The following is a 21,417-nucleotide window of genomic DNA, read 5'->3' on the forward strand; positions in this document are numbered from 1 at the left end:
ACCAGGACGACGCCATGACGCTGCCCACCCCGACACTGCACACCGCCCGGCTGCGCCTGCGCCCCTTCCACGACGCGGACACCGGCGCCCTGTTCGCCCTGCACAGCAACGCCCACGTCCTGCGCTACTGGGACGCACCGGCCTGGACCGACCGCACCCGCGCCGACCGGTTCCTCGCGGCCTGCCACCGGATGGCAGAGGACGGCACCGGAGCACGACTGGCCGTGGATCGCCTCTCCGACGGGGCATTCCTCGGCTGGTGCAGCCTGACCCGGTGGAATCCGGACCACCGCAGCGCAGCACTGGGCTACTGCTTCGACGACGCGGCATGGGGACACGGCTACGCCACCGAAACCGCGCGCGCCGTCCTGCACTGGGCCTTCGCGACACTGAACCTGAACCGGGTCCAGGCGGAGACCGACACCCGCAACCTCGCCTCCGCCCGCGTGCTGGAAAAACTCGGATTCGTCCGCGAAGGAACGCTGCGGGAAGACTGCATCGTGAACGGCGAGGTGTCGAACTCCTGGGTGTACGGGCTGCTCCAGCGCGACTGGCACCCGCCGGCCGAGCAAGCTCGATGACGCCGCGACCACGGCACCACCACCCACGGGTCAGCTGGGTGCCGGCACCCAGCTGACCCACCGATCACGACGCCGGCGCCCCCGCCTCACCCAGCTCCGCCAGCCGCGCCTCGATCTCGGCCAGCTCCGCCCGCAACCGCTGCGCCTGCTGCTCCGCCTCCGCCCGCTCCGCCGACAGGATCTGCTCCACCGCCTCCTGCACCCCCGGCACGTCGATCAGCTGCACCATCTTCAACGCCTCCGCCGGCCGGATCACATAAGGCTTCGCCAGCGCCTTCGCCCCCTGAGTGGCACCGACCGTCCACTCGCCCTCGCCGTAGGCCAGCGTCACCGTCAACGACGGACCGGGCTTCGCCTTCACCGGCCGGGCCGCCTTGCGCGGCGCCGGGGCAGTCGCATCCTGCACGTGCTCGTCCTCACTCTTCCGCTGAACCGGCGCCGGTTTCGCCGCCACCGGCTTGTCGATCAGGAACTCCGGCCCGGACAACACCGGCTCCGGCTCCGGCTCGGGCGCCACCACCTTTTTCGGCGCGGCCGCCCCGCGCGGCGCGACCCGCAGATCACCGGGGGAGAAGGGCAACTCGTCACGCCCGAACCGGACCACCACCCACTCCTCGGACACCGCCGGATCCTCCAGCGCCACCACCTGCCCGACCTGCCCCGCGATCTGCCCCGCCGACTCGGTGAACTGCACCCGCGGCTTACGCCCCGCCGCCACCGCCTCCCGGATCCCGTCCAACTCCTCCGTGGTCAACCCACGGGCCTCCACACCCGCCACCACCATCGTCCCCACCTTCGTACGCCTGTATCAGAGGGCCCCTTTCTATCAGCACCCACCGACAACAACCGCACGCCCCGCCCACCCGAACCGACGATCATCCGGCCCGGAACGTACGCCGATACGCATCCGGCGCCACCCCCACCGTCCGCTGGAAATGCCGCCGCAACGTCGTCGCCGTCCCCATCCCGGCCGCCACCGCGATCACCTCCACACTGTCGTCACTCGACTCCAGCAACTCCTGCGCCCGCCGGATCCGCTGCGCCAGCAACCACTGCAACGGCGTCGTCCCGGTCACCGCCTGAAACTGCCGGGCCAGCTGCCGCGAACTCAGATTCGCCCGCCGCGCCAGATCCTCCACCGTCAACGGCTCGTCCAACCGGCCCATCACCCACGCCAGCAACGGCGACAACGGATGATCCGCCCGCTGCGGCACCGGCGTCATCACGAACTGCGCCTGCCCCCCATCGCGATGCGGCGGCACCACCAGACGCCGCGCCACCACATTCGCGACCGCCGGACCATGATCAAGACGGACCAGGTGCAGACACAGATCCATCGCCGCCGCCTTGCCCGCCGACGTCAGCACCCGCCCGTTGTCGACATACAACACATCCGGATCCACCCGCACCCGCGGAAACCGCGCCGCCAACTGCCCCGTGTGCGCCCAATGCGTCGTCGCCGACAACCCGTCCAGCAAACCCGCCGCCGCCAGCACGAACGCGCCCGTGCACAACGACACCACCCGCGCCCCCGCCGCATGCGCCGCCCGCACCGCCGCCACCAGATCCGCCGGGGGAGCAGCGTCCACATCCGCCACCCCCGGCACGATCACCGTCCCGGCACCCACCAGGCCGCCGAGACCACAGTCCGGCTCCACCACGAACCGGCCCAGCCGCACCGGCGACCCGCCACACACCCGCACGTCATACCAGGGCACCGACACCCCGTCCGGCCGCGAACCGAACACCTCACAAGCCAGCGCCAGCTCGAAATGCAACATCCCGTCCGTGGCAGCGACCGCAACCGACCCCATGTCGGAAATTGTATGGTCCACGTCGTTCCCGACACTGTCCCGGCCGCCCCCGCCACGACACGATCACCCCATGACCGAGAACATCGCCGTCTACGGCGCCACCGGACACACCGGCCGGCACGTCACCACCGAACTCCGCCGCCGCGGCCACACACCCCTGCTCCTCGGCCGCGACCTGGCACAACTCCAAACCCTGGGGGAGCACCCCCGGCAAGCCAACACCGACGACCCCGCCGCCCTCGACCGCGCCCTGCACGACGCCGCCGCCGTCATCAACACCGCCGGCCCCTTCGCCACCACCGCCGGCCCCCTCATCGAAGCCGCCCAGCGCGCCGGCATCCCCTACCTCGACGTCGCCGCCGAGATCGAAGCCAACCTCGACACCTTCACCCGATACGCCGACAGCCCCACCCCGATCATCCCGGCCATGGCCTTCTTCGGCGGCCTCGGCGACCTGCTCGCCACCACCGCCCTCGACGGCGCCACCACCGCCGACGAGATCCAAATCGCCTACGGCCTCACCAGCTGGCATCCCACCCCGGGAACCCTCGCCGCCGGCACCGTCTCCGCCCAGCGCCGCGGCGGCCGCCGCCTGCGCTACACCGCCGGCAGCCTGCGCCACCACGACGACGCCCTGCCCATCGTCGACTGGACCTTCCCGGCACCCCTGGGCCCCCAGAAAGTCCTCGCCGAATTCACCATGGCCGACGTCGTCACCATCCCCACCCACCTCCACGTACCCACCATCACCACCTACATGACCACCAGCGCCGCCACCGACCTCGCCAACGCCGGCCCCCGCACCCCGGAAACCTTCACCGTCGACGTCCGCATCCGCACCGGCACCACCGAACACCGCATCACCGCCACCGGCCACGACATCTACGCCGTCACCGCCCCACTGGCCGTCGAAGCCGCCGAGCGCCTCCTCACCGGCCGCACCCACCACACCCGCGGCGTAGCCTCCGCCGCCACCGCCTTCGACGCCCCCGACTTCCTCACCGCCCTGACCCCGCACCTGACCGTCCACCACCACCCTGAACGGCAAACACAAGATCAAAACACGCTTTCCGTACGCCCGGACGCCCCGTGACCCCACCCACCGACCCACCCGCACCGCCCGGCGCAAACCGGCTCAGAGCCGGACCGTCAGTCGAGCCCGGCCGCGGCGACGAGCCCCGCCAGCAGCGACCGATCATGAAAAGCGGCGTGCAGGCGCTCCGCCAACCGGCGCAGCGCCGCACGATCGGCACTACCCGCCACGAACGTGCCACCCTCGGAACCGAACCAGATCACCTCGGCGAGATCCGGCATCTCGGTATGCGTCAGCCACCAGGCCAGCGCCTCCCAGCCATGACCATTGCTCTCCGCGCCGGCCTCGTCGAAGACGTCCTCAACCTCCTCCATGTCACCGTCGAACAGGGACAACACCTGCTCACCGCCATCGCCGTCCGCCAGGCGAAACGGCGCCAACGAAAGATCATCACCAGTCACCGGCGCATCGTAGGACCTCACCCCACCGGCCGTACGCAAGCGCCAGACCAGCCCAAACAGCCACCGAGAAGCCCGGGACGGCCGCGTGCGCGGGCCTGCCTTCCGGCCCGCAAGCCTCTGACCTGCTAAAACAGCAACTGAGCAAGCTCCGGGTAACCGCTGCGCAAGTCGCTGACCTGCTGAAACAGGCTATCCACGGTTCGCGCGGCCGGGTCCACCGCGTGCTCGGTGGGGAAGTGGCCGCTCAGTGGCAGCTGGCCGGTTTGCTACGCGGCGGCGCCGTCAGGGTCTGATCGGTTCGAACTGTTGTGCGGCATGCGGGACGGACAACTGCCTACCGGATCGACGCGGCAGCACGCGACCTCGGCACGTCACGTCGGCGATCTGCGCCGCATCGTGCCGGGCGTGCGCTTGCCGCCTGCCGCCAGGCCCACCGCCTGGCACCGATCTGCGCGCCTGATCGTGGCCTGTTATCAGGCCGGCTCCGCCCTGAAATGTCAGGTCGATAATTTACATTATGTCAACCAAAGCGCGGAGAGGGGTCCCCGAAACCGCATCCTCCACCCCACGCGCACGCCGCGTCCCGTGCGCGCACCCTCAAGCTCGCCGGGAGGCTCGGCTCCGGTCGGTAGATCTCCTGCCGGGCGCCCACAGCAGGGCTGCCGCGCAACCAACCGAATCCGCGATGCTCGCACAACCGTTCGAGCCGGACAGGCGCAAGATCGCGGATGGGCGCTCAGATGCGGGACAACCGACTTTCGCGCGCGACAAGCCGTTCGTGGAGGGCCCGCTGGAGCGGCTCCGGTCGGTGCCCGGTTCGAACCCGTCGTGGACGTGTGCCCCGTCGTGCAGGCCGGCTTCGTCCGTTCTGGCGCGCCTGAAGCTTGCCGTTGCCCCGGGGTGCTCACGGCGTACCGAAAACTGCTCTGAGCGCAAGCCGGCCGCTGCCCTGCGCGGTGAAGCGGTCTGTTAGTGCTTAAGGGGTTGATCGGGAAGCCCTCCCCGCTTCGGTCCGGAGGGTCCCAGCCGGCGCCCTTATTCGGGTGAAAGGTACTCAACATCTTGTGCGGCATGCTAAGGTCCATCCAGGCACGAATGCGGATATATCATGCATAATATCTCTTATGCAGCACGAATCAGCCGCTGAGCCTGCTTCCCCGCTGGCCGAGCTCGTCGAGGAGTTCCTGGCAGCGCGGGCCACCCGCAAGCCGTCGGCGCACACCCTCGCGGCGTACCAGCGTGATCTGACCCTGGTGTTGCAGCAGGCCGTGCCCGCGCCGCTCTCCCCTGCCGGCCTCTCCCCTCGCGTGTTGCGGGCGGCGTTCGCGCGGTTCGCGGCGGATCGGGCGCCGGCGTCGGTGGCGCGGGCGTGGTCGTCGTGGAATGCGTTCTTCACGTTTCTGGTGACGGAGGGTGTTGTCGCGGGGAATCCGATGTCGGCGGTGGACAAGCCGCGGATGGTGGCGCACTCCCCCAAGCCGTTGCGGGGTGAGGACACGCCGGAGCAGTTGTTGCGGGTGGTGTCGCAGGCGGATGAGCGGCAGCGGGATCCGTGGCCGGAGCGGGACGTGCTGGTGCTGGCGTTGGCGTTGTGTGCGGGTTTGCGGCTGTCGGAGTTGCTGGGTCTGCGGGTCGGTTCGGTGTCGGGTCGTGACGGTGAGCGGCGGGTTGAGGTTGCCGGTAAGGGTGGGCGGCCGCGGGTGGTGCCGATCGACGGTGGCTTGGATGCCGCGGTGGAGCGTTATGTGGCGAGCCGGCGGGTGCGGTTCGGCCGGGTCGGTAAGGCGGATCCGTTGCTGGTGGATCGGCATGGTGCGCCGTTGCAGCGTGGCGGTTTGCAGTATTTGGTGCGGTCGTGTTTCCGGCGGGCCGGGATCGGTGATCGGGTGCCGCGGGGTGCGCAGTTGCATGCGTTGCGGCATACGTTTGCGACGCGGTTGGCGGAGGACGGCGCGAATGCGTCGGAGATCATGCGGCTGTTGGGGCATGCGTCGCTGGCGACGTCGCAGAATTACATCGAGGTGACGGCGGAGCAGCAGCGGGCGGCGATCCAGTCGAATCGCACCAACCGGGTGTTGCGGGAGCTGGGCTGATTCGGGGTGCCGCTCCCCCGCGTTAGGTTGAGCGGCATGAAGCTGGTGGAGGATGAGGTCCGGATCGGTGACATCCGGGCGGTGGTGATGGCTCCGGCGGGTGGCGGGGTGTTCGCCGGGGTGTTGTTGTACTCGGACATTTTTCAGCTGACGGAGTCGACGTTGCGGTCGGCGCGGCGGCTGGCGTCGGCGGGTTTCGTGGTGTGTGTGCCGGAGATTTATCCGCGTGGTGAGTTGGCCGGGGTGGCGCTGGAGTTCGACGATGCCGGTAAGGCGCGGGGTCTGGCGGGGGCGGCGTCGATGTCGGCGGCGCAGTTCGATGCGGATCGGGTGGCTGTTCTGGATTATCTTCAGCGGCGTGCGGATGTGTCGTCGTTGCTGGTGACCGGGTTTTGTATCGGGGGGCATCTGGCGTTTCGGGCGGCGTTGGACGCGCGGGTGTCGGCGGCGGTGTGTTTTTATCCGACGGGTTTGCACAATGGTGCGCTGGGTGCGGATGTCGCTGATTCGCTGGCGCGGGCCGGGGAGATTCGGGGCCGGTTGATGCTGGTGTTCGGGTCGTCGGATCCGCATGTGCCGGCGCAGGCGCGGTTGCAGACGCTGGGTGCGTTGTATGCGGCGGGGCTGGAGGACGTGGAGTTGCATGTTTTCCAGGGTGGTGAGCATGCGTTCATGCGTGATGTGGGGGCGCGGCACGATCCGGTGTTGACGGATGCGGCGTTCGCGGAGGCTGTGTCGTTCTTCCGGGGTCGTTGAGGTCGTGTTCTCGTGGGTGCCGTTGGAGTCTTCGCGGTTGCGGTTGCGGCCGTTTGAGGCCGGGGATGCGGCGGGGGTGCAGGCCGTCTGGAACGATCGGGATTTTCTGCGGTTCGCCCCGGTCGGTTTCCGGTACGCCGGTGCCAGTCTTGAGCTGGCGCGGGAGTGGTGTGCGCGGGGTGTGGACGGGTGGGCCGGGGTGTCGCGGGAGCATGGCCGGTTGGCGTGTCATGTGGGGTTGTTCAGTACGGATTGGTCGGCGATGACGACGGAGATTCATTACTGGACGGCGGTGTGGGCGCGGGGTAATGGTTTTGCGGTGGAGGCGGCGGGTGTGGTGGGCCGGTGGGCGTTGGCGCAGGGGATGTTGCGGGTGACGTTGCATGCGGACACGCGGAATGTGGCGTCGTTGCGGGTGGCGCAGCGGGCGGGTTTCCGGTTCGAGGGTGTGTTGCGTAATGCGTCGTGGACGCGGTCGGGCCGGGGTGATCTGGCGGTGTACAGCTTGATTCCGGGGGATGTCTGAGTGGGCGGGTCCGGCGGAGGTCTCGGTGATGAGGAGTTGGCGGTGATCGGTGAGCGGGCGGCGGCGGCCACTGCGGGGCCGTGGCATGTCCCCCGGCTGAGTGGTCAGTGTGCCGTCGGATGCTTCATGCGATAACCGACCTGCGGAAATGCCGTCTCAGACAGGTGGTCCGCGCATTTGTCCGGTGACCGGGTGCTGAACGGTACGGTCGATAGGTGGCAGAACTGATCGGCTACGCCCGATGTTCAACCGTCCTGCAGGATCTCACCGCTCAACGGGAGATCCTCGCTTCGCTCGGCGTTCCCGGTGAGCGGATCTGCCTCGACGAGGGACTCACCGGTACCAACCGCACCCGACCCGGCCTCGACCAGGCTCTGGCTGCGGCGGTCTACCGAGTCCTCGAACGCGCCGGTCACGGGCGTGTCGAGGAGGCGGCGGTATGAGTCGCCGCGACATCCGGCTCGATCGCGAGGTAGCTGCGCTCCTGGCGGCCAGGGCATTCACCGAGATCTGGTTCCTGGCGGGCCGGGCCCGGCGCAGATCGGATGGCAGCTCCCCCGATGAGGATGTGGACCGCATCAGGTTCCTGGCCGACCTGTGCCACAACCTGCCGGGTATCGCCCGCCCCCGATCGTGGCGGCCGTCCCGCCTCGGAGCCCCTGCCAGCAGCCGTGAGCAGGCGATGGCCCAGCGGCCGATGGGCTGGACCTGGCAGACGACGGGCCCGGACGGGCAGGCGTGGATGCTGCGCCACATCGAACAAGCAGGTCTCGCCTGGACGCCACCGCCGCCGCTGCCGGCTCGCCGCAAGGGCCCGTCAGCGATGACGCTGCAGCAGCAGGTCAGCGTTCTGCTGCGGCGCTGGCCGGTCCGAACGCCGGCCGGGCGCCAGCGATTGCCCGCGGAGGCTCACGTTCTGAAAGCCCTCGACACCGCCGCGGTGCGGGCAGCGGCACCCGCTCGCGCCGCAGTCACGCTCTGGTTTGATCGCACAACGCCGCCGCGCCCTCGGCATGGATCCACGCCCGCGCACCCATGAACTCCTCAAGCGACTCGGGCACCCCTGCGTCAGGCAAGCCAGGGCCGATCCTGTGTCGATTTACCCCGCCGTGGCAGACCTCGGGCCAAGATCGTTTGTAGCGCTAACCGCTGTACCGATCTTCCTTCTGACGCCTGCCTGCGGGGCAGGTGGTGGTGCGGTGGGGGTGATGCGAATCCGCTGGTGCGATCGGCGGGAGCTTGGCTACGCTACGCCGCAATGGCGAACCTGGTGCATCTCACTCCCGAAGACCGGGCGCGGCGGATTGTCCGTTCCGGTGTGGCCGCGCGCAGTCTTGGCGGAGCCGGTGAACGGGGCGTCTACTGCATGCCGGTGCTTACCTCCTACATGCTCACCCATCAGTGGGTACGCGAGCTGCGGCGCTGGCACCCGGGCGTGCTCGCCGCCGTGGACCTGCGCATTTCCGACGACGAGCCGGTCCTGGTCGGCCGGTACAACCGGGAGCCAGAGCGCTGCCCGGCTGCGCGGGCCGTTGCCCTAGTGCGCGAGGCAGCCGATCCGCGTGGCTTCGAGATCTTCGTGCCCCGTGCAATCTCGGCCGGCGAAGTGCGTCGAGTCCGAAGCGTGGCGCAGGGCATCGGCTGGCGGCACAAGCCGGACGCGCACGGCGTCCAGCCGTGTACCTGTCCAGCCTGCATTCAACCCGGTACCCCCAAGGTGGCCCGGCTGCGTCGCCGCTTGCCGGATGAGGACTTCAGGCCCCGGAGGACCAAGCCGGAGCTGATGGCGCAGCTGCGCGGCGCGGCGACGGTTGAGGACGTCTGTGACGCACTGTGGGGGCTCGGCGAGCGCAGCCGGGGCGGCGCCGAAGAGCTCGCTTTCCTCGTCGACCACCCCGACCCGGACGTGCGCGAGCTGCTCTACGACGTGCTGGAGTCCTATCGCGGCAAGGCCGCCCGCGAGTTGCGGGCCAGGCTGCTGAGCAACGCCGACTGGCTCTGACCCACCACGACGCCCGCGCACGAGTATCAACCCCGAGATCGTGTGTCGTCGAGGGTGGCTACGGTGCGTGCCGGCCAGCACCTTGGGCGAGGGCAATGACTGGACCGGCGGCGGGGGTTTCGGGACCTTCGCGTGGCCTGCGGCTCGCCAGTGCGTGCGCCTGGATGACGGGCTCAGGTGGTGTAGGCGCGGAAGGTGCGCAGCAGGTAGCCGGGCATGGTGAGTTTTTCGTCGCCGACTTCGGCGGTGACGGGGACGTCTTTGATGGTGGTGTCGGTCCAGGTGGGTTCGGGGAACCATTGGGTGAGCTGGTCGCGGGTGATGGTCCAGGTGTCGCCGGCTTCGGCGGAGATGGCCAGGACGTAGAGCATGGTGCCGGGTTCGGCGAGGCCGGGTAGCTGGGCGAGGTAGGCGTCGAGGCCGCCGTATCGGTGCAGGTTGTGCAGCAGGCCGCAGTCGATGATGGTGTCGAAGGGCGCGTTCGGCAGGTGCAGGGCGGTGGCGTCCTGGACGTCGAAGGTGGCGGTGAGGCCGGTGGCTTTGGCACGGGCGCGTTCGATGGCGACGGGTGAGATGTCGATGCCGGTGACGTGGTAGCCGCGGCGGGCCAGGGCGAGGGCGAGGTCGCCGGTGCCGCAGCCGAGGTCGAGGACTTTGGGGCCGCGGACGCCGTAGTCGAGCAGGGCGGTGAGGGCGGGCTGGGGTTTGCCGATGTCCCAGGGTGCGGTGTCGGTGCGGTACGCCTCGTCGTAGTCGATCATGTCTTCTCCCCTGGGCCGGTCGGCGTGGTGCGACCTTATCGTGCCGGTGCGCGGTTGGTGTGTCGTACGTCTGCCTGTTTGAGGCTTCTCTCGGCGAAACCCGGGTTTTGCCGGGCGAAGTCTCAAGTGGTTTCGGGTTGCCGGTGCCGCATAGCGTGGTCGGGATGAGTCCTGACGAGGTGCGGCTGGCCGTGGTGCGGGCGATGGTGCCGCTGATGGCCGAGTTCGAGACGCTGAGCATGGCGGGGATCGCGCGGTCGGCGGGTGTCGGTGAGGATGAGCTGCTGGCGGTCTTCCCGGACAAGGAGGCGGCCGCGCAGGCGTTTGTGGAGACGTTCACGCGGGCGTGGGCCGAGGTGACCGATCCGGTGGGCGAGTTGCGGGCGATGTCCGGGATCGGGGTGGAGTTGCCGCTCGCCGCGCGGCTGGTCGCGGTGGCCGAGATTCTGGACGGCTATCACGAGCGGTTGCGGGTCGATGTCGGCGAGTTGCTGGCGAGTGTTCCGGTGGCGGACGGTTCGGGTGGGCGGGCGGAGGATCTGCGGGCGTTCGGTGCTTCGGCGCAGCTGCGGGAGGCTGTCGTGCGGGTGCTGGAGCCGGATGGGCGGCGTCTGCGGTTTCCGGTGCCGGCGCTGGCGGAGGTGTTCGTCGCGATGGTGTTCGGTGGGGTGCGGCCGTTGCCGGCCGATCAGGTGGTCGACCTGTTCCTGCACGGGGCGCTGGCCGCCGGTCAGGGTTCGGCTCCGGACCCCGCGATCGGTTAGCCGGCGGCGTGGCGTACCGGAAAGCGGTCCGGATCGGACGCGGGTAGGTTTCGGCCATGGCGCGGATCGTGATCGTCGGGGATGTCGGTGGTTGTGCCGGCGAGTTGGAGCGGGTGGTGCTGCCGCTGGCCGGCGATCCGGACACGATCGTGATCCAGGTCGGGGATCTGGTGGACCGGGGGCCGGACTCGGCGGGGGTGTTGCGGCTGGTCGGCGAGCGGCTGGCCGCGGGCCGGTGGATTCAGCTGATCGGCAACCATGAGGCGCAGTATCTGGGCGGGGTGGCGTTCTGGCCGCAGCCGCTGGCCGAGTCGGACGCGGCGGTGTTGCGGTCCTGGTGGTTGCGGGAGTGGCTGCGGGTCGCCGCGGCGGTGCGGACCGCCGACGGTGAGGAGCTGCTGCTGTGTCATGCCGGGCTGACGCTGCCGGCCTGGCGGGAGCTGGGGGCGCCGGTGACCGCGGCGACGGCGGCGGATCTGCTGAACACGCGGCCGGAGCCGTTGTTGTGGGACTACGACGGGCCGTTGTGGGCCGAGGCCGGGTCGCGGCTGTATCCGTCGTGGCTGACCGGGGTGGCGTCGCTGCCGTTCTCGCAGGTGCACGGGCATTCGTCGGTGGTGCGGTTCGCGGACCGGCAGTGGGCGTGCGAGGAGCGGATCCGGGTGCGGACCACGGTGGACTGGGATGCCCGGCACACGGTGACCCGGTGCAGCGGTGGCCGGTTCCTCGGGGTGGATCCGAAGCACGGGACCACCGGGGCCGCGCGGTGGGCGCCGGTGGTGTTGCCGGACGCGCGGCTAATCGCCTAGCCGGGCGACGCCGCCGTAAAGGGCGACGTCGTGGGCGCTGGGGCGCGGCGCGTCCGGGTTGGGGCGCCAGTCGCTGACCGGGACGAGGCCGGGCTCGATCAGGTGCAGGCCGGTGAAGTACTCGGCGATCTGGTCGTGGCTGCGCGGGTAGGCGTCGGCGGGGCCGCCGCGCAGCAGCTGCTCGGCGTACGCGCGTTCGTGTGGGGTGGCGAAGTCGGTGGTGCCGTGGGTGAGGATGAGGTGGCTGCCGGGGGCGAGCGCGGCGAGCAGTTCGCCGACGATGTCGCGGGCCTGCTGGTGGGTGGGGATGAAGTGCAGGACGGCGACCAGGGTGAGCCCGACCGGGCGGCTCAGGTCGATGGTGTCGGTGAGCTGCGGGTCGGCCAGGATGGCGCCCGGGTTGCGCAGGTCCTGCTCGATGTAGCAGGTGGCGCCGGCGCCGTCGAGCAGGGCGCGGGCGTGTGCCATCACCATCGGGTCGTTGTCGACGTAGACGACGCGGGCGTCCGGGTTGGCACGCTGGGCGACCTCGTGGGTGTTGTCGGCGGTGGGCAGCCCGGTGCCGATGTCGAGGAACTGGTCGATGCCGGCGTCGGCGGCCAGGTGGTGCACGGCGCGTCGCAGGAACGCGCGGTTCTCCCGGGCGGTGGTCCGGATGGTGGGGTGGAATTTCTCGATCAGGTCGCCGGATGCGCGGTCGGCGGCGAAGTGGTCCTTGCCGCCGAGCCAGTAGTTGTAGCGGCGGGCCGGGTGCATGGTCGAGGTGTCCAGCCCGGCGGGTGTGCTCTCCCCCATGTCATCCTCCCCGTATCGATGATGGTCGACGTTATCGCATAAATCGGTCGCCGCGGCCCGTAGGGTGGGCGCATGCGGCTCGCGGTGATCTCCGATGTGCACGGCAACCTTCCGGCGCTCGACGCGGTGCTGGCCGCGATCGACGGCGACGGCGTGGACGTGACGGTGAACCTCGGGGATCTGCTGTCCGGTTATGTCCAGCCCGCGCAGACCGCGGACCGGCTGATCGAGATCGGTCTGCCGACGGTCGCCGGCAACCACGAACGGCAGGTGCTGACGCTTCCGGAGGACCGCAAGGGGATGGCCGACCGGATCACCACCGGCCTGCTGACCGGCGCGCACCTGAGCTGGCTGGCGTCGCTGCCGATGACGTTGTCGCCGGCGCTGCGGGTGCTCGCCTTCCACGGCACCCCCACCGACGACCTGCAATATCTGCTGCACACCGTCGATGCGGGCGGGGCCCGGGCGGCGACGGTGGACGAGGTCCGGGAGCGCCTCGGTGACGTCACCGGCTACGACCTGCTGCTGTGCGGGCACACGCATCTGCCCGGGTCGCTGCGGCTGCCGGGCGGGCCGCTGATCGTGAACCCGGGCAGTGTCGGCTGGCCCGCGTACACCGACGACGCGCCGTTCCCGCACGAGATGGCGGCCGGCACCCCGCACGCCCGGTATGCGCTGGTCGACGACGTGTCCGGCCGGTGGGAGGTGACGTTCCGGCAGGTCGAGTACCCGTGGGAGGCCGCGGCCGGGTGCGCCGAGAGCTTCGGGCGCCCGGATGTGGCGGCCGCGCTGCGGACGGGACGTAACTGATGCGCCGGATCCGCTGCCACGCCGGCGGCCTGCGCCTGGAGCAGGTCGCGGAGCCGGTCGCCGGCGACGGGGAGCTGCTGATCCGGGCCCGGGCGATCGGGGTGACCCGGCCGGCGGTCGCCGGGCTGCGCGACGGGCAGGTGCCCGGCGGCGAGGTCGGCGGTGAGGTGATCGGGATCGGTCCGGACGTCGACGGCTGGAAGGTCGGCGACCGGGTCGCGGCGCTGCCGTTCGGCGGGTCCTACGCCGAGGTCGTGACCGCCCCGGCCGTGCTCGCCACCCGGATCCCGGACACCGCCGACTTCGTCTCCGCGGTGGCGCTGGTGCGCTCCGGGCACGTCGCGCTCGGGGTGCTCGACGCGGCGGCGCTCACGCCGGGCGAGTCGGTCCTGGTCACGGCCGCGGCCAGCGGTGTCGGCAGTCTGCTGGTGCAGGCGGCGCGGCTGCGCGGCGCCGGGCGGGTGGTCGCGGCCGCGTCGCCGGGCAAGGCTTCTTTTCTGTACGACCTGGGCGCCGATGAGGTCGTCGGCTACGACGCGCCGGGCGTCGAACCGGTCGACGTGGTCCTCGACGGCGCCGGTGGTGAGGTGCTCCCCCGCGCGCTGGCGGCGGCCCGGCCCGGCGGCCGGGCGGTGTTCTTCGCCTCCGGTGGCGGCACCGTCCCCGCCTACGACCTGCTGGCCGGGGCGAAGACGATCACCGGGTTCTCGATGGCGTACTTCGCCCGGACGCAGCCGCAACGCTACGCCGAGCACGAGCGGGAGCTGTGGGAGTTGCCGCTGCGCCCGCGGGTGCACGAGGTGCTGCCGCTGGAGCGGGCCGGGCGGGCGCATGAGATCGTGCTGGGGCGGGCGAACTGCGGGAAGGTGGTGCTGGTGCCATGACGGTGCGCTGGGTGACCGGATTCCTAGACACGCCGGCCGCGGACGCGGCGGCCGCCGAACGGTTCTGGCCGGCGGTGACCGGGACGACGCTGTCGGCACGCCGGGGCGGGGGCACGTTCGCGACGCTGCTGCCCGCCGCGGGCGACGCGAACCTGCGGGTGCAGGTGGTCGGTGACCCGCCGGCCCGCGCGCATCTGGACCTGCACGTCGGCGCGGTGCCGGCGGCGGCCGCGCGGGTGCGGGAGCTGGGGGCGGCGCTGCTGTACAGCGAGGACGATCTGGTGGTGCTGCGGTCCCCGGCCGGGATCGTGTTCTGCCTGGTCCCGTGGTCCGGGGAGAGGGCCGGCCCGGCTGCGCCGGTCTGGCCGGGCGGGCATGCCAGCGTCGCGGACCAGCTGTGCCTCGACATTCCCGATGCCGCGTACGACCGGGAGTTCACGTTCTGGCGTGCGGTCACCGGGTGGCGGGCCGACCCGGTGGACTCCCCCGAGTTCGAGCGGCTGCTCCCGCCGCCGCCGATCCCGATGCGGCTGCTGCTGCAACGCCTGCAGTCCGGTCCCGCCGGGGTGCACCTGGATCTGGCGTGCTCGGATGTGGCCGCCGAGGTCGCCCGGCACGAGGCCCTGGGCGCCACCGTCGTGCGCCGCGTCCCCGGCGACTGGACGACGCTGCGCGACCCGGCCGGCCGCGAGTACTGCGTCACCGCCCGTCCTCCGTCCTGACTCCCGTCAGCTCCGCGCCGTCGTGGGCTGGTCCTGCCGATCTGGCTGCCGGCCGCTAGATGCCTGGTTTCACCAGCTCACAGCACGTGACGCCAATCACATTCGAATCACATTCGGATCTTGGAGGGCGCATCGACGGTAGCCCGTCATGTTGAGCGCCAGAACCCTCGTCAGGACCCTTTCCATCCTCGTTCCCGTCGCGGCGGCCGCCGCGACCACTCTGGCCGCTCGCCGGTCACGCTGGGAGTGTCACCGCCAGCACCAAGCTGCCCTCTGCGAAGTCCAGGCCGTCACCGCGAAGCTCGAGCTCGTGTGCCGCGACGTGACAGGTGCCGCCCCAAAGATCGACTGCGCCGGCCTCGCCGTGCAGGTCGACGCGCTCGCAGCCGAGACGCGTGGCACGAAGGCGGAGGTCGCCAGGCTCCGGAAGAGTGGCAACAGAGTCGCTGCCTGGTCGTTTCTTTCCGCGATCCCGTTGAACCTGGCCGCCGCCGCGCTTCAGCCCACAGCATTGTTCTGGCAGTCGCCTGACCCGAGGCTGCCAGCCGTCGAGACTCCGGCCCCATGTGTGTCTGGTCGCGACTGTCGGGTTGTTTCGCCGTCTCGATCTTCGCAGCCTTCGCCCACAGCAATCTGCCCGGTTGTGGTCCCGACTTGCCGCTTGTCGGTGCCGCCGGCAACCGCACCTGTCCCGCTCTCCGAATCGGTCGGCGGTCTTCAGAGGTCCAGGGCTTCGATCACCGGCTTGCGGGTGTGCTCGTAGATCACCGAGCTGCGGAACCCGACGATCTCCCGGCGGCCGCTGAACTTGTCCATCAGGAACCCGTGCAGAGCGTCCACGCTCGGCACCGCCACGTGCACCAGGAAGTCGTCACCGCCGGCGACCACGAACACCGACAACACCTCCGGCAACCCCATCGCGTACGCCTTGAAGCTCTCGATCACCGTCCGGTTCAGTGGCCGCACCTGCACGTGCAGCAACGCCTGCACCCCGCGGTGGAGCGCACCCAGCGACACCTCGGCGTGAAACCCGGTGATCACCCCGCGCTCGCGCAGCGACCGCACCCGTTCCAGGCAGGTCGACGGCGCGATCCCGACCGTGCGGGCCAGTTCCCGGTTGGTCTGCCGCGCATCCGTCTGCAAATGGCCCACGATCGCCGCATCAAGTTCGTCCACGACCGGCATTCTCCCCCATTTCGCGAACGACGTTCGGAACCGGCCGGTCAGCGCCGTGCACCTGGCTAGCTTCGCCCTATGGACCACGAACACGTCGTCACCCACCGCGGCGAGCGGACCGGCCTGCCGATCACCATCGCCGTGCACACCACCGTGCGCGGCCGCTCCGCCGGCGGCTGCCGGATCACGACCTACCCGGACTGGCGCGACGCGGTCACCGACGCGCTGCGGCTGTCGGCGGCGATGACCGCCAAGTGCGCGATCGCCGGTCTGCCGCTGGGTGGCGCGAAGACCGTGGTGGCGGTGCCCACGGCGTACGAAAAAGGGCCTGATCTCCTGCATGACGTCGGCGATCTGATCGCGTCTCTCGACGGCCGCTACGCGACCGGGCCGGATGTCGGCACCGGACCCGGCGACATGGCGGTCATCGCCGAACGCACCCCGCACGTGTTCTGCCGCCCGCAGGCGGCCGGCGGCAGCGGCGACTCGTCCCCGCACACCGCCGCCGGGGTCGTCGCCGCGCTGCGCGCCGTCTGCGCCGACCGGTTCGGCTCACCCGACCTGGGACGGCGCAGCTTCGCGATCCTCGGCCTGGGCCGGGTCGGCGGGCACGTGCTCGACCTGCTCGCGGCGACCGGCGCGACGATCAGCGCCGCCGACGTCGACGAGTCGCGGCGCCGGCCCGGTGTCACCTGGCTCAGCCCGCGGCAGTGCCTGACCGCCGACGTCGACGTGCTGATCCCGGCCGCTCTCGGCGGGCTGCTCACCGCACGGACCGTGCCGCGGCTGCGCTGCGCGGCGATCGCCGGGCCGGCCAACAACCAGCTCGACGAGCCGGGCACCGCCGGCCTGCTGCACGAGCGCGGCATCCTGTGGGCGCCGGACATCGTGGTCAGCGCCGGCGGGCTGATCAACGCCACCGCGGTCGAGCTGCTGCACGAGACCCCGGCGCAGGCCGCCGCCCGGGTCGAGGCGATCGGCGACACCCTGGCCGCGATCCTGGCGGCCGCCCGGGCGGGCGGCATCAGCCCGGCGGCCGCCGTACAGTGAGCCCGGTGTCCACAGGCGCGGAAACTGTCGTACCCGGGCGGCATGATGACCGGCGTGACGTCTTCGGTGGGTGAGCTTCTCGCGGCCGTCGTCGCCCGGGCCCGGGCCGACTTCGCCGGCCGCAACGCGGTGTCGCGCGGCGGCGGCGCGGTCCACGCGGTCGCGACCGTGCGGTGGCTGGGCGAGCTGGAGGTGCCCGGCCCGGCCTGCCACGTCGGGGTGTCCGGCGGAGAGCTGGCCGCGCTGCGCCCGACGAGCGCCCCGGTCACCTGCCACCGCTGCCTGCGCGCGGCCGGCGCCGACGGCTTGGCCGCGCCGGGCCCGCAGCAGCTGACCCTGTTCCCGCGATGACCGGCGCCGACACCCCGCCGCTGCGGTTCGCCCGCACCAGCGACGGCGTCACCATCGGCTATCAGATGTTCGGCCGCGGCCCGGTGCTGGTCTGGATGCCGTCGCTGAGCAACATCGTCGCCCAGTGGCGGATCCCCGCGATCCGCGCCGCCTATCGGGCGTTGTCGCGGGAGCTGACCGTGGTGCTCTACGACGGTCGCGGCACCGGCAGCTCCGACCGGCGCGTCGACCCGGACAACCTCGGCGTCGACGCGCACCTGCGGGATCTGCGGGCCGTCCTCGGCGACGCCGGGATCGACCGCGCGTCCCTGCTGGGTTATTACCATGCGACGGCCACCGCGATCGCGTTCGCGGCCCGCGACCCGGCCCGGGTGCAGCGGCTGGTGCTGTTCGGCGGCGCGCCGCGGATGCGCGAGGCGATGCTGCCCGCGCAGACCCGGGCCCTGCTGTCGCTGATCGACCAGGACTGGGACCTGTTCGCCGACGCCGCCGCGGCCGCCTGGCTGGGCTGGGACACCGGCTCGTCGAACAGGTGGACCGCCGACGCGTTCCGCACCGCGACGACCGCGCCGGTCGCCAAGGCCTGGTTCGCGGCCGCGCAGGACATCGACGTGACCGGTGACCTGCCGCAGGTGCGCGCACCGGCCCTGGTCCTGCACCGGCAGGGCCAGCAGCAGATCCCGGTCGAGGTCGCCCGCCGGCTGACCGCCGCGCTGCCGGACGCCCGGCTCGTCGAGCTGCCCGGCAGCACGCCGACGCTGTTCCTGGAGGATCCGGCCGCCGACCTGCGCCTGGTGACCGACTTCGTGACCAGCGGCCGGGTCAGCCGCACCGGCAGCGGGCCGCTGACACCCCGGGAGCGGGAGGTGCTGCGGCTGCTGCCCGACGGCGACTCCAACGCCGAGCTCGCCCGCCGGCTGGGGATCGCCGTGCACACCGTGGAGCGGCACCTGGCCAGCATCTACCGCAAGATCGGGGCGCGGGGCCGGGCCGACGCGGTCGCCTACGCGCTGCGCGGCGTGACGGATTTCCGTCATCCGCCGTGACGGCCGCCGGTGATGTGCCGGCCAGCCCGCGGCGGGCACGATCGGGGGCATGAGCGTTTCCGCAGCTCCCAACACCACGTCGTGGCGTCTCGCCCGGGCGACCGCCCCGGCCGTCCGGGTCCTGGCCGGCCGCCGGTTCTTTCCGCTGTGGGCGGTCGTGCAGCATCGGGGCCGGGTGTCCGGCCGCGAGCTGAGCGTGCCGGTCGCGGTCACCGTCACCCCGGAGGTCTTCGTCATCAACCTGCCGTGGGGCGCCCGCACCAACTGGGTCCGCAACGTGCAGGCGGCCGGTTCCTGCACGCTGCGCTGGAAGGGCCGCCCGCACCCGGCCGACCAGCCCCGGATCATCGACGCGACAGCCGCCCGCCCCTACTATTCACGTCCCGTGTGGGCGATCGCCCGCACCCTGTTCCCGGCCGACGCCTGGCTGGTCCTGCGCCGCATCTAGATCAAGACCGGTTTCCGGTACGCGGATGTAGCGGGGCGGCGGCCGGTCCGGCGAGGGTTGTCTTGTAACCTCCGTCGATGGATATGCGCTCCGCCGTCGTGGGAACCGTGGCCGTTTTTCTGCTGGCGGCCTGCAGTGCAACCGGCGGCTCCACGGATACGACGGCCGCTGCGTCGCCGTCAGCCGCGGCCACTTCGGTCGCTGCGGTAACCCCGGCCTCGTCCAGCGCTGCCTCCGGCGGCCTGGCGCGGTGTGCCGCGGTCAAGAAGGCCTACACCGCATGGGCGAAGGCGAACACATCCCTCACCACGCGCGGCGCCGGTCCGGTGATCCAGGCGGGGAACGCCTTCGCCGATGCGGTGGGTGCCTACGACGACCAGGCTGCGAAAGAGCTGAAGCGGGAGATCACCGGCTACGACGTTCAGGTGCTCATCGCCCAGGCGCAGATCGCCCAAGGCACGGCGGACTCGGCCACGCGGGAGAACCTCAAGAAGGACCACGACGACGTCGTCGCGAAGTACGACGCGTTCCGGGCGGCGGCGTCCTGCGAATGAGTCACCGCCACCCGGCCGCCAGGGCACTCCGGCGGCCGGGTGGACGGGTCGTCATCCACCCGGAGCGTTGCGACGACCGGCTGAATCCGCTCGAAAATGGAACCGTCATAGCCACGGCGTGCCGTCGGCTCCACCTCACCTGAACCAGTCATCGTGATGATCGGCTAACGTTCGCTCCGATGGGATCGACGATCCTGCCGCTTTCGCCCCGTTCGCGGTCGGCCCGCCCGACCTGGACGCCATCGCCGCCGCCTTACGCGACGAGGGCACCTTTGCGTACGGGATGGCCGAGGTTCACCACGAGGAGCTCATCAAGGCTCTCGGCCTCCCTTCGAGGCCCCTGACCACGGCATATCGCCACTGCAGCCCGGCCTGATTCCGGCACCTTGAACCAGCGCGAGACGCCGTTGGCTTTGGCTGGTTTCATCGCGGTGGACGCTACCGAGGCCGATCGCGCGACATACGCCGGCGAGCAGGCCGCGCAGTGGTAGCCGCGGGCTTGACCCGCCTCTTCGGGCGGCTCGCCTGTCCCGAATGCGGCGCCTCCTTCGACATTGCCGAGAATCTGGCCGGCGTCTCGTATCCCTGACCTGGGGCAGTCCGAGTCTGCCGCTGGTCACCGGCCGTGCTGTCGTCGTCAGCTGCCGTTTCGGGAGCCTGAATCGACACGCAGGGAGGACATCTGGCTGATCTTCCCGTCTGGTGTCGGCGCTCGCGCAATTCCCCCGAGAGGCCGTGATCCGCTCACGTAATTCCCCTGGTTCGGTGATCTCGATGTCCCACCGCGTTCAGCTGACCCGCTCCGTCATCGCACCCGGTCGCACTGCCGATTCGAGCAGCGATAACGTCCCCTGCTGCGCATCGAGGCCGACCCGGATGCCGACCGGCATCGGCAGATTCGGCCCGGCATGTCCGAAATCGACGTTGCCCAGCACCGGGATGTCACGGTCGCCAAGCACGTCAAGGACGATCTCGGCCAGCGTCGGGGACGCGTCAGGCGAGTCCACTCCGGCGATATCGTGCGGAACGCCCACGACCATGCCAGAGATCCGATCGAGGATGCCGCAATGCCGCATCACCTGCAGATAGCTCCATACATGCGATGCCAGGCCGCCCATCTCCTCCCAGAACAACACGGCACCGTCGAAGCATTCGAGCGGCACCGCGAAACGCGTCGCCTGCACCAGCGCGATGCGATTGATCACCCCACCGATCAGCCGGCCTTCGGCACGCCCGGCACGCCAGCACTCCCACGACGAACTCGCAGGTAACACACCGATCGCCTCGGTATCGGTCAGCAACCTTGAATACAGTTTCTCGAGCTGCGCTCGACGGGTCGCCGGCACCATCTGCCAGTGCCCGCCGAAGCCAGGCACGGCCATGTCGGCATGGAACCCGACCAGACCTGTGCGTGCATAGAGCACCAAATGCAGCAAGGAGATGTCGCTGTAGCCAAGGATCGGCTTGGGGTCGGCCCTGATCGCCTCGACGTCGATCAAGTCAAGATAGCCGAACGCCGTCTGGCCGCCGTCCGTCGCGATGATCGCACGAACCTCAGGATCACGAAGAAGACCGTTGAGCTCCGCGGCGATCTCCGCCGGCGTCGCCGCGCTCCACCACCGGTGCTGTCCCACTTGCAGCAGCGGTGCCCGACGCACCCGGAATCCCATCCGCTCAAGCACGTCCACCGCCTGCTCAACGTTGCGCTCGTAAGCCGCAGGCAGCGGCCCGGACAGCGAAGCGATAACGAGGAGATCACCTGGCCTCAGCGCACGAGGCCGAAGCAGCTGAGGCGATGCAGAACCGGTCACCGGCGCAGTATCCGCACACGCGCCACAACACGCTACACATTTCCAACAGGCCAGTCAGCACGGCGAACTTAGATCCCAACCGGTCCCATTACGCAGCCGACCCCAGGGGGATTGCGGTTCGTGACTACGTGGCCCGCTGGCGCCCGGAGATCCTTGCCGAGGCCCGCGCC

25 protein-coding genes are annotated in these 21,417 nt (G+C 70.7%); 18 read left to right on the forward strand and 7 right to left on the reverse strand.

Going from position 1 to position 21,417, the window contains the following annotated elements:
• Positions 1–14 precede the first annotated feature (14 nt).
• Positions 15–581: a GNAT family N-acetyltransferase gene (locus Aiant_RS43170; RefSeq protein WP_189330413.1), complete on the forward strand. Its 567-nt coding sequence runs from the start codon at positions 15–17 to the stop codon at positions 579–581.
• 64 nt (positions 582–645) lie between these two features.
• On the opposite strand, the gene Aiant_RS43175 is transcribed toward Aiant_RS43170, so the two are convergent.
• Both Aiant_RS43175 and Aiant_RS43180 read right to left on the reverse strand, forming a co-directional pair.
• The gene (locus Aiant_RS43175) at positions 646–1,365 is read right to left on the reverse strand and encodes a hypothetical protein (RefSeq protein WP_425322651.1); all 720 of its coding nucleotides are present in this window, start codon (positions 1,363–1,365) and stop codon (positions 646–648) included.
• A gap of 91 nt (positions 1,366–1,456) precedes the next feature.
• Positions 1,457–2,395, reverse strand: coding sequence for a helix-turn-helix domain-containing protein (locus tag Aiant_RS43180; RefSeq protein WP_189330414.1), 939 nt, complete (start codon positions 2,393–2,395; stop codon positions 1,457–1,459).
• Positions 2,396–2,465: 70 nt separating this feature from the next.
• Here Aiant_RS43180 and Aiant_RS43185 point away from each other — a divergent pair, with 70 nt between their 5' ends.
• Entirely contained in the window at positions 2,466–3,488 is a 1,023-nt protein-coding gene (locus tag Aiant_RS43185) for an NAD(P)H-binding protein (protein WP_189330415.1), read from the forward strand.
• A gap of 56 nt (positions 3,489–3,544) precedes the next feature.
• Here the strand turns inward: Aiant_RS43185 and Aiant_RS43190 are convergent, their stop codons facing one another.
• Positions 3,545–3,889, reverse strand: a complete 345-nt coding sequence (locus tag Aiant_RS43190; RefSeq protein WP_189330416.1) for an Imm51 family immunity protein — start codon at positions 3,887–3,889, stop codon at positions 3,545–3,547.
• Positions 3,890–5,013: 1,124 nt separating this feature from the next.
• Here Aiant_RS43190 and Aiant_RS43195 point away from each other — a divergent pair.
• The 6 genes from Aiant_RS43195 to Aiant_RS43220 all read left to right on the forward strand — a co-directional run bounded on the left by Aiant_RS43195 (position 5,014) and on the right by Aiant_RS43220 (position 9,266).
• A complete protein-coding gene (locus tag Aiant_RS43195) occupies positions 5,014–5,982 on the forward strand; it encodes a tyrosine-type recombinase/integrase (RefSeq protein ID WP_189330677.1) in 969 nt (322 codons plus the stop codon).
• A 36-nt stretch (positions 5,983–6,018) separates the two neighbouring features.
• Positions 6,019–6,738, forward strand: a complete 720-nt coding sequence (locus Aiant_RS43200) for a dienelactone hydrolase family protein (protein ID WP_189330417.1) — start codon at positions 6,019–6,021, stop codon at positions 6,736–6,738.
• On the forward strand, positions 6,695–7,264 hold the full coding sequence (locus Aiant_RS43205; RefSeq protein WP_229830001.1) for a GNAT family N-acetyltransferase: 570 nt from the start codon (positions 6,695–6,697) through the stop codon (positions 7,262–7,264). The genes Aiant_RS43200 and Aiant_RS43205 overlap by 44 nt, the downstream gene beginning before the upstream one ends.
• Positions 7,265–7,479: 215 nt before the next feature.
• Positions 7,480–7,707 carry a recombinase family protein gene (locus tag Aiant_RS43210; protein WP_189330419.1) on the forward strand — a complete coding sequence of 76 codons (228 nt, stop codon included), beginning with the start codon at positions 7,480–7,482 and terminating at the stop codon, positions 7,705–7,707.
• The gene (locus tag Aiant_RS43215; RefSeq protein WP_189330420.1) at positions 7,704–8,303 is read left to right on the forward strand and encodes a hypothetical protein; all 600 of its coding nucleotides are present in this window, start codon (positions 7,704–7,706) and stop codon (positions 8,301–8,303) included. The genes Aiant_RS43210 and Aiant_RS43215 overlap by 4 nt, the downstream gene beginning before the upstream one ends.
• 219 nt (positions 8,304–8,522) lie before the next feature.
• Positions 8,523–9,266, forward strand: coding sequence for a HEAT repeat domain-containing protein (locus Aiant_RS43220; protein WP_189330421.1), 744 nt, complete (start codon positions 8,523–8,525; stop codon positions 9,264–9,266).
• A 173-nt stretch (positions 9,267–9,439) separates the two neighbouring features.
• Here Aiant_RS43220 and Aiant_RS43225 read toward each other — a convergent pair whose 3' ends face one another.
• A complete protein-coding gene (locus tag Aiant_RS43225) occupies positions 9,440–10,027 on the reverse strand; it encodes a class I SAM-dependent methyltransferase (RefSeq protein WP_189330422.1) in 588 nt (195 codons plus the stop codon).
• Between the two features lie 164 nt (positions 10,028–10,191).
• On the opposite strand from Aiant_RS43225, the gene Aiant_RS43230 reads away from it, so the two are divergent.
• Both Aiant_RS43230 and Aiant_RS43235 read left to right on the forward strand, forming a co-directional pair.
• Positions 10,192–10,791 (forward strand): TetR/AcrR family transcriptional regulator, encoded by a 600-nt coding sequence (locus Aiant_RS43230; protein WP_189330423.1) that lies wholly within the window; start codon positions 10,192–10,194, stop codon positions 10,789–10,791.
• Positions 10,792–10,847: 56 nt separating this feature from the next.
• The gene (locus Aiant_RS43235) at positions 10,848–11,600 is read left to right on the forward strand and encodes a metallophosphoesterase (RefSeq protein ID WP_189330424.1); all 753 of its coding nucleotides are present in this window, start codon (positions 10,848–10,850) and stop codon (positions 11,598–11,600) included.
• Here the strand turns inward: Aiant_RS43235 and Aiant_RS43240 are convergent.
• On the reverse strand, positions 11,589–12,395 hold the full coding sequence (locus Aiant_RS43240) for an SAM-dependent methyltransferase (RefSeq protein ID WP_189330425.1): 807 nt from the start codon (positions 12,393–12,395) through the stop codon (positions 11,589–11,591). The two genes, Aiant_RS43235 and Aiant_RS43240, sit on opposite strands and share 12 nt — an antisense overlap.
• Positions 12,396–12,467: 72 nt before the next feature.
• On the opposite strand from Aiant_RS43240, the gene Aiant_RS43245 reads away from it, so the two are divergent.
• Genes Aiant_RS43245 through Aiant_RS43255 form a run of 3 tightly spaced genes read left to right on the forward strand, consistent with a single transcriptional unit; the run spans position 12,468 to position 14,811 of the window.
• Positions 12,468–13,205: a metallophosphoesterase family protein gene (locus Aiant_RS43245; protein ID WP_189330426.1), complete on the forward strand. Its 738-nt coding sequence runs from the start codon at positions 12,468–12,470 to the stop codon at positions 13,203–13,205.
• Complete coding sequence (locus Aiant_RS43250; protein WP_189330427.1) at positions 13,205–14,089, forward strand: quinone oxidoreductase family protein; 885 nt, start codon at positions 13,205–13,207, stop codon at positions 14,087–14,089. Before Aiant_RS43245 ends, Aiant_RS43250 begins: the two co-directional genes overlap by 1 nt.
• Positions 14,086–14,811, forward strand: a complete 726-nt coding sequence (locus Aiant_RS43255; protein ID WP_189330428.1) for a VOC family protein — start codon at positions 14,086–14,088, stop codon at positions 14,809–14,811. Before Aiant_RS43250 ends, Aiant_RS43255 begins: the two co-directional genes overlap by 4 nt.
• 717 nt (positions 14,812–15,528) lie before the next feature.
• On the opposite strand, the gene Aiant_RS43260 is transcribed toward Aiant_RS43255, so the two are convergent.
• The gene (locus Aiant_RS43260) at positions 15,529–15,996 is read right to left on the reverse strand and encodes an Lrp/AsnC family transcriptional regulator (protein ID WP_212846818.1); all 468 of its coding nucleotides are present in this window, start codon (positions 15,994–15,996) and stop codon (positions 15,529–15,531) included.
• A gap of 69 nt (positions 15,997–16,065) precedes the next feature.
• Between Aiant_RS43260 and Aiant_RS43265 the strand changes: the two genes are divergently transcribed.
• The 5 genes from Aiant_RS43265 to Aiant_RS43285 all read left to right on the forward strand — a co-directional run bounded on the left by Aiant_RS43265 (position 16,066) and on the right by Aiant_RS43285 (position 19,436).
• A complete protein-coding gene (locus Aiant_RS43265) occupies positions 16,066–17,037 on the forward strand; it encodes a Glu/Leu/Phe/Val dehydrogenase (RefSeq protein WP_189330430.1) in 972 nt (323 codons plus the stop codon).
• Positions 17,038–17,091: 54 nt separating this feature from the next.
• Positions 17,092–17,388 carry a hypothetical protein gene (locus tag Aiant_RS43270; RefSeq protein WP_189330431.1) on the forward strand — a complete coding sequence of 99 codons (297 nt, stop codon included), beginning with the start codon at positions 17,092–17,094 and terminating at the stop codon, positions 17,386–17,388.
• Positions 17,385–18,434 (forward strand): alpha/beta fold hydrolase, encoded by a 1,050-nt coding sequence (locus tag Aiant_RS43275; RefSeq protein ID WP_189330432.1) that lies wholly within the window; start codon positions 17,385–17,387, stop codon positions 18,432–18,434. Before Aiant_RS43270 ends, Aiant_RS43275 begins: the two co-directional genes overlap by 4 nt.
• A 49-nt stretch (positions 18,435–18,483) precedes the next feature.
• Positions 18,484–18,882 (forward strand): PNPOx family protein, encoded by a 399-nt coding sequence (locus Aiant_RS43280; RefSeq protein WP_189330433.1) that lies wholly within the window; start codon positions 18,484–18,486, stop codon positions 18,880–18,882.
• 77 nt (positions 18,883–18,959) lie between these two features.
• Positions 18,960–19,436 (forward strand): hypothetical protein, encoded by a 477-nt coding sequence (locus tag Aiant_RS43285; RefSeq protein ID WP_189330434.1) that lies wholly within the window; start codon positions 18,960–18,962, stop codon positions 19,434–19,436.
• 788 nt (positions 19,437–20,224) lie between these two features.
• Here Aiant_RS43285 and Aiant_RS43290 read toward each other — a convergent pair.
• The gene (locus Aiant_RS43290) at positions 20,225–21,247 is read right to left on the reverse strand and encodes a S66 peptidase family protein (protein WP_189330435.1); all 1,023 of its coding nucleotides are present in this window, start codon (positions 21,245–21,247) and stop codon (positions 20,225–20,227) included.
• Positions 21,248–21,417 lie beyond the last annotated feature (170 nt).

It is taken from the genome of Actinoplanes ianthinogenes (genome assembly GCF_018324205.1).
GTDB lineage: Bacteria > Actinomycetota > Actinomycetes > Mycobacteriales > Micromonosporaceae > Actinoplanes > Actinoplanes ianthinogenes.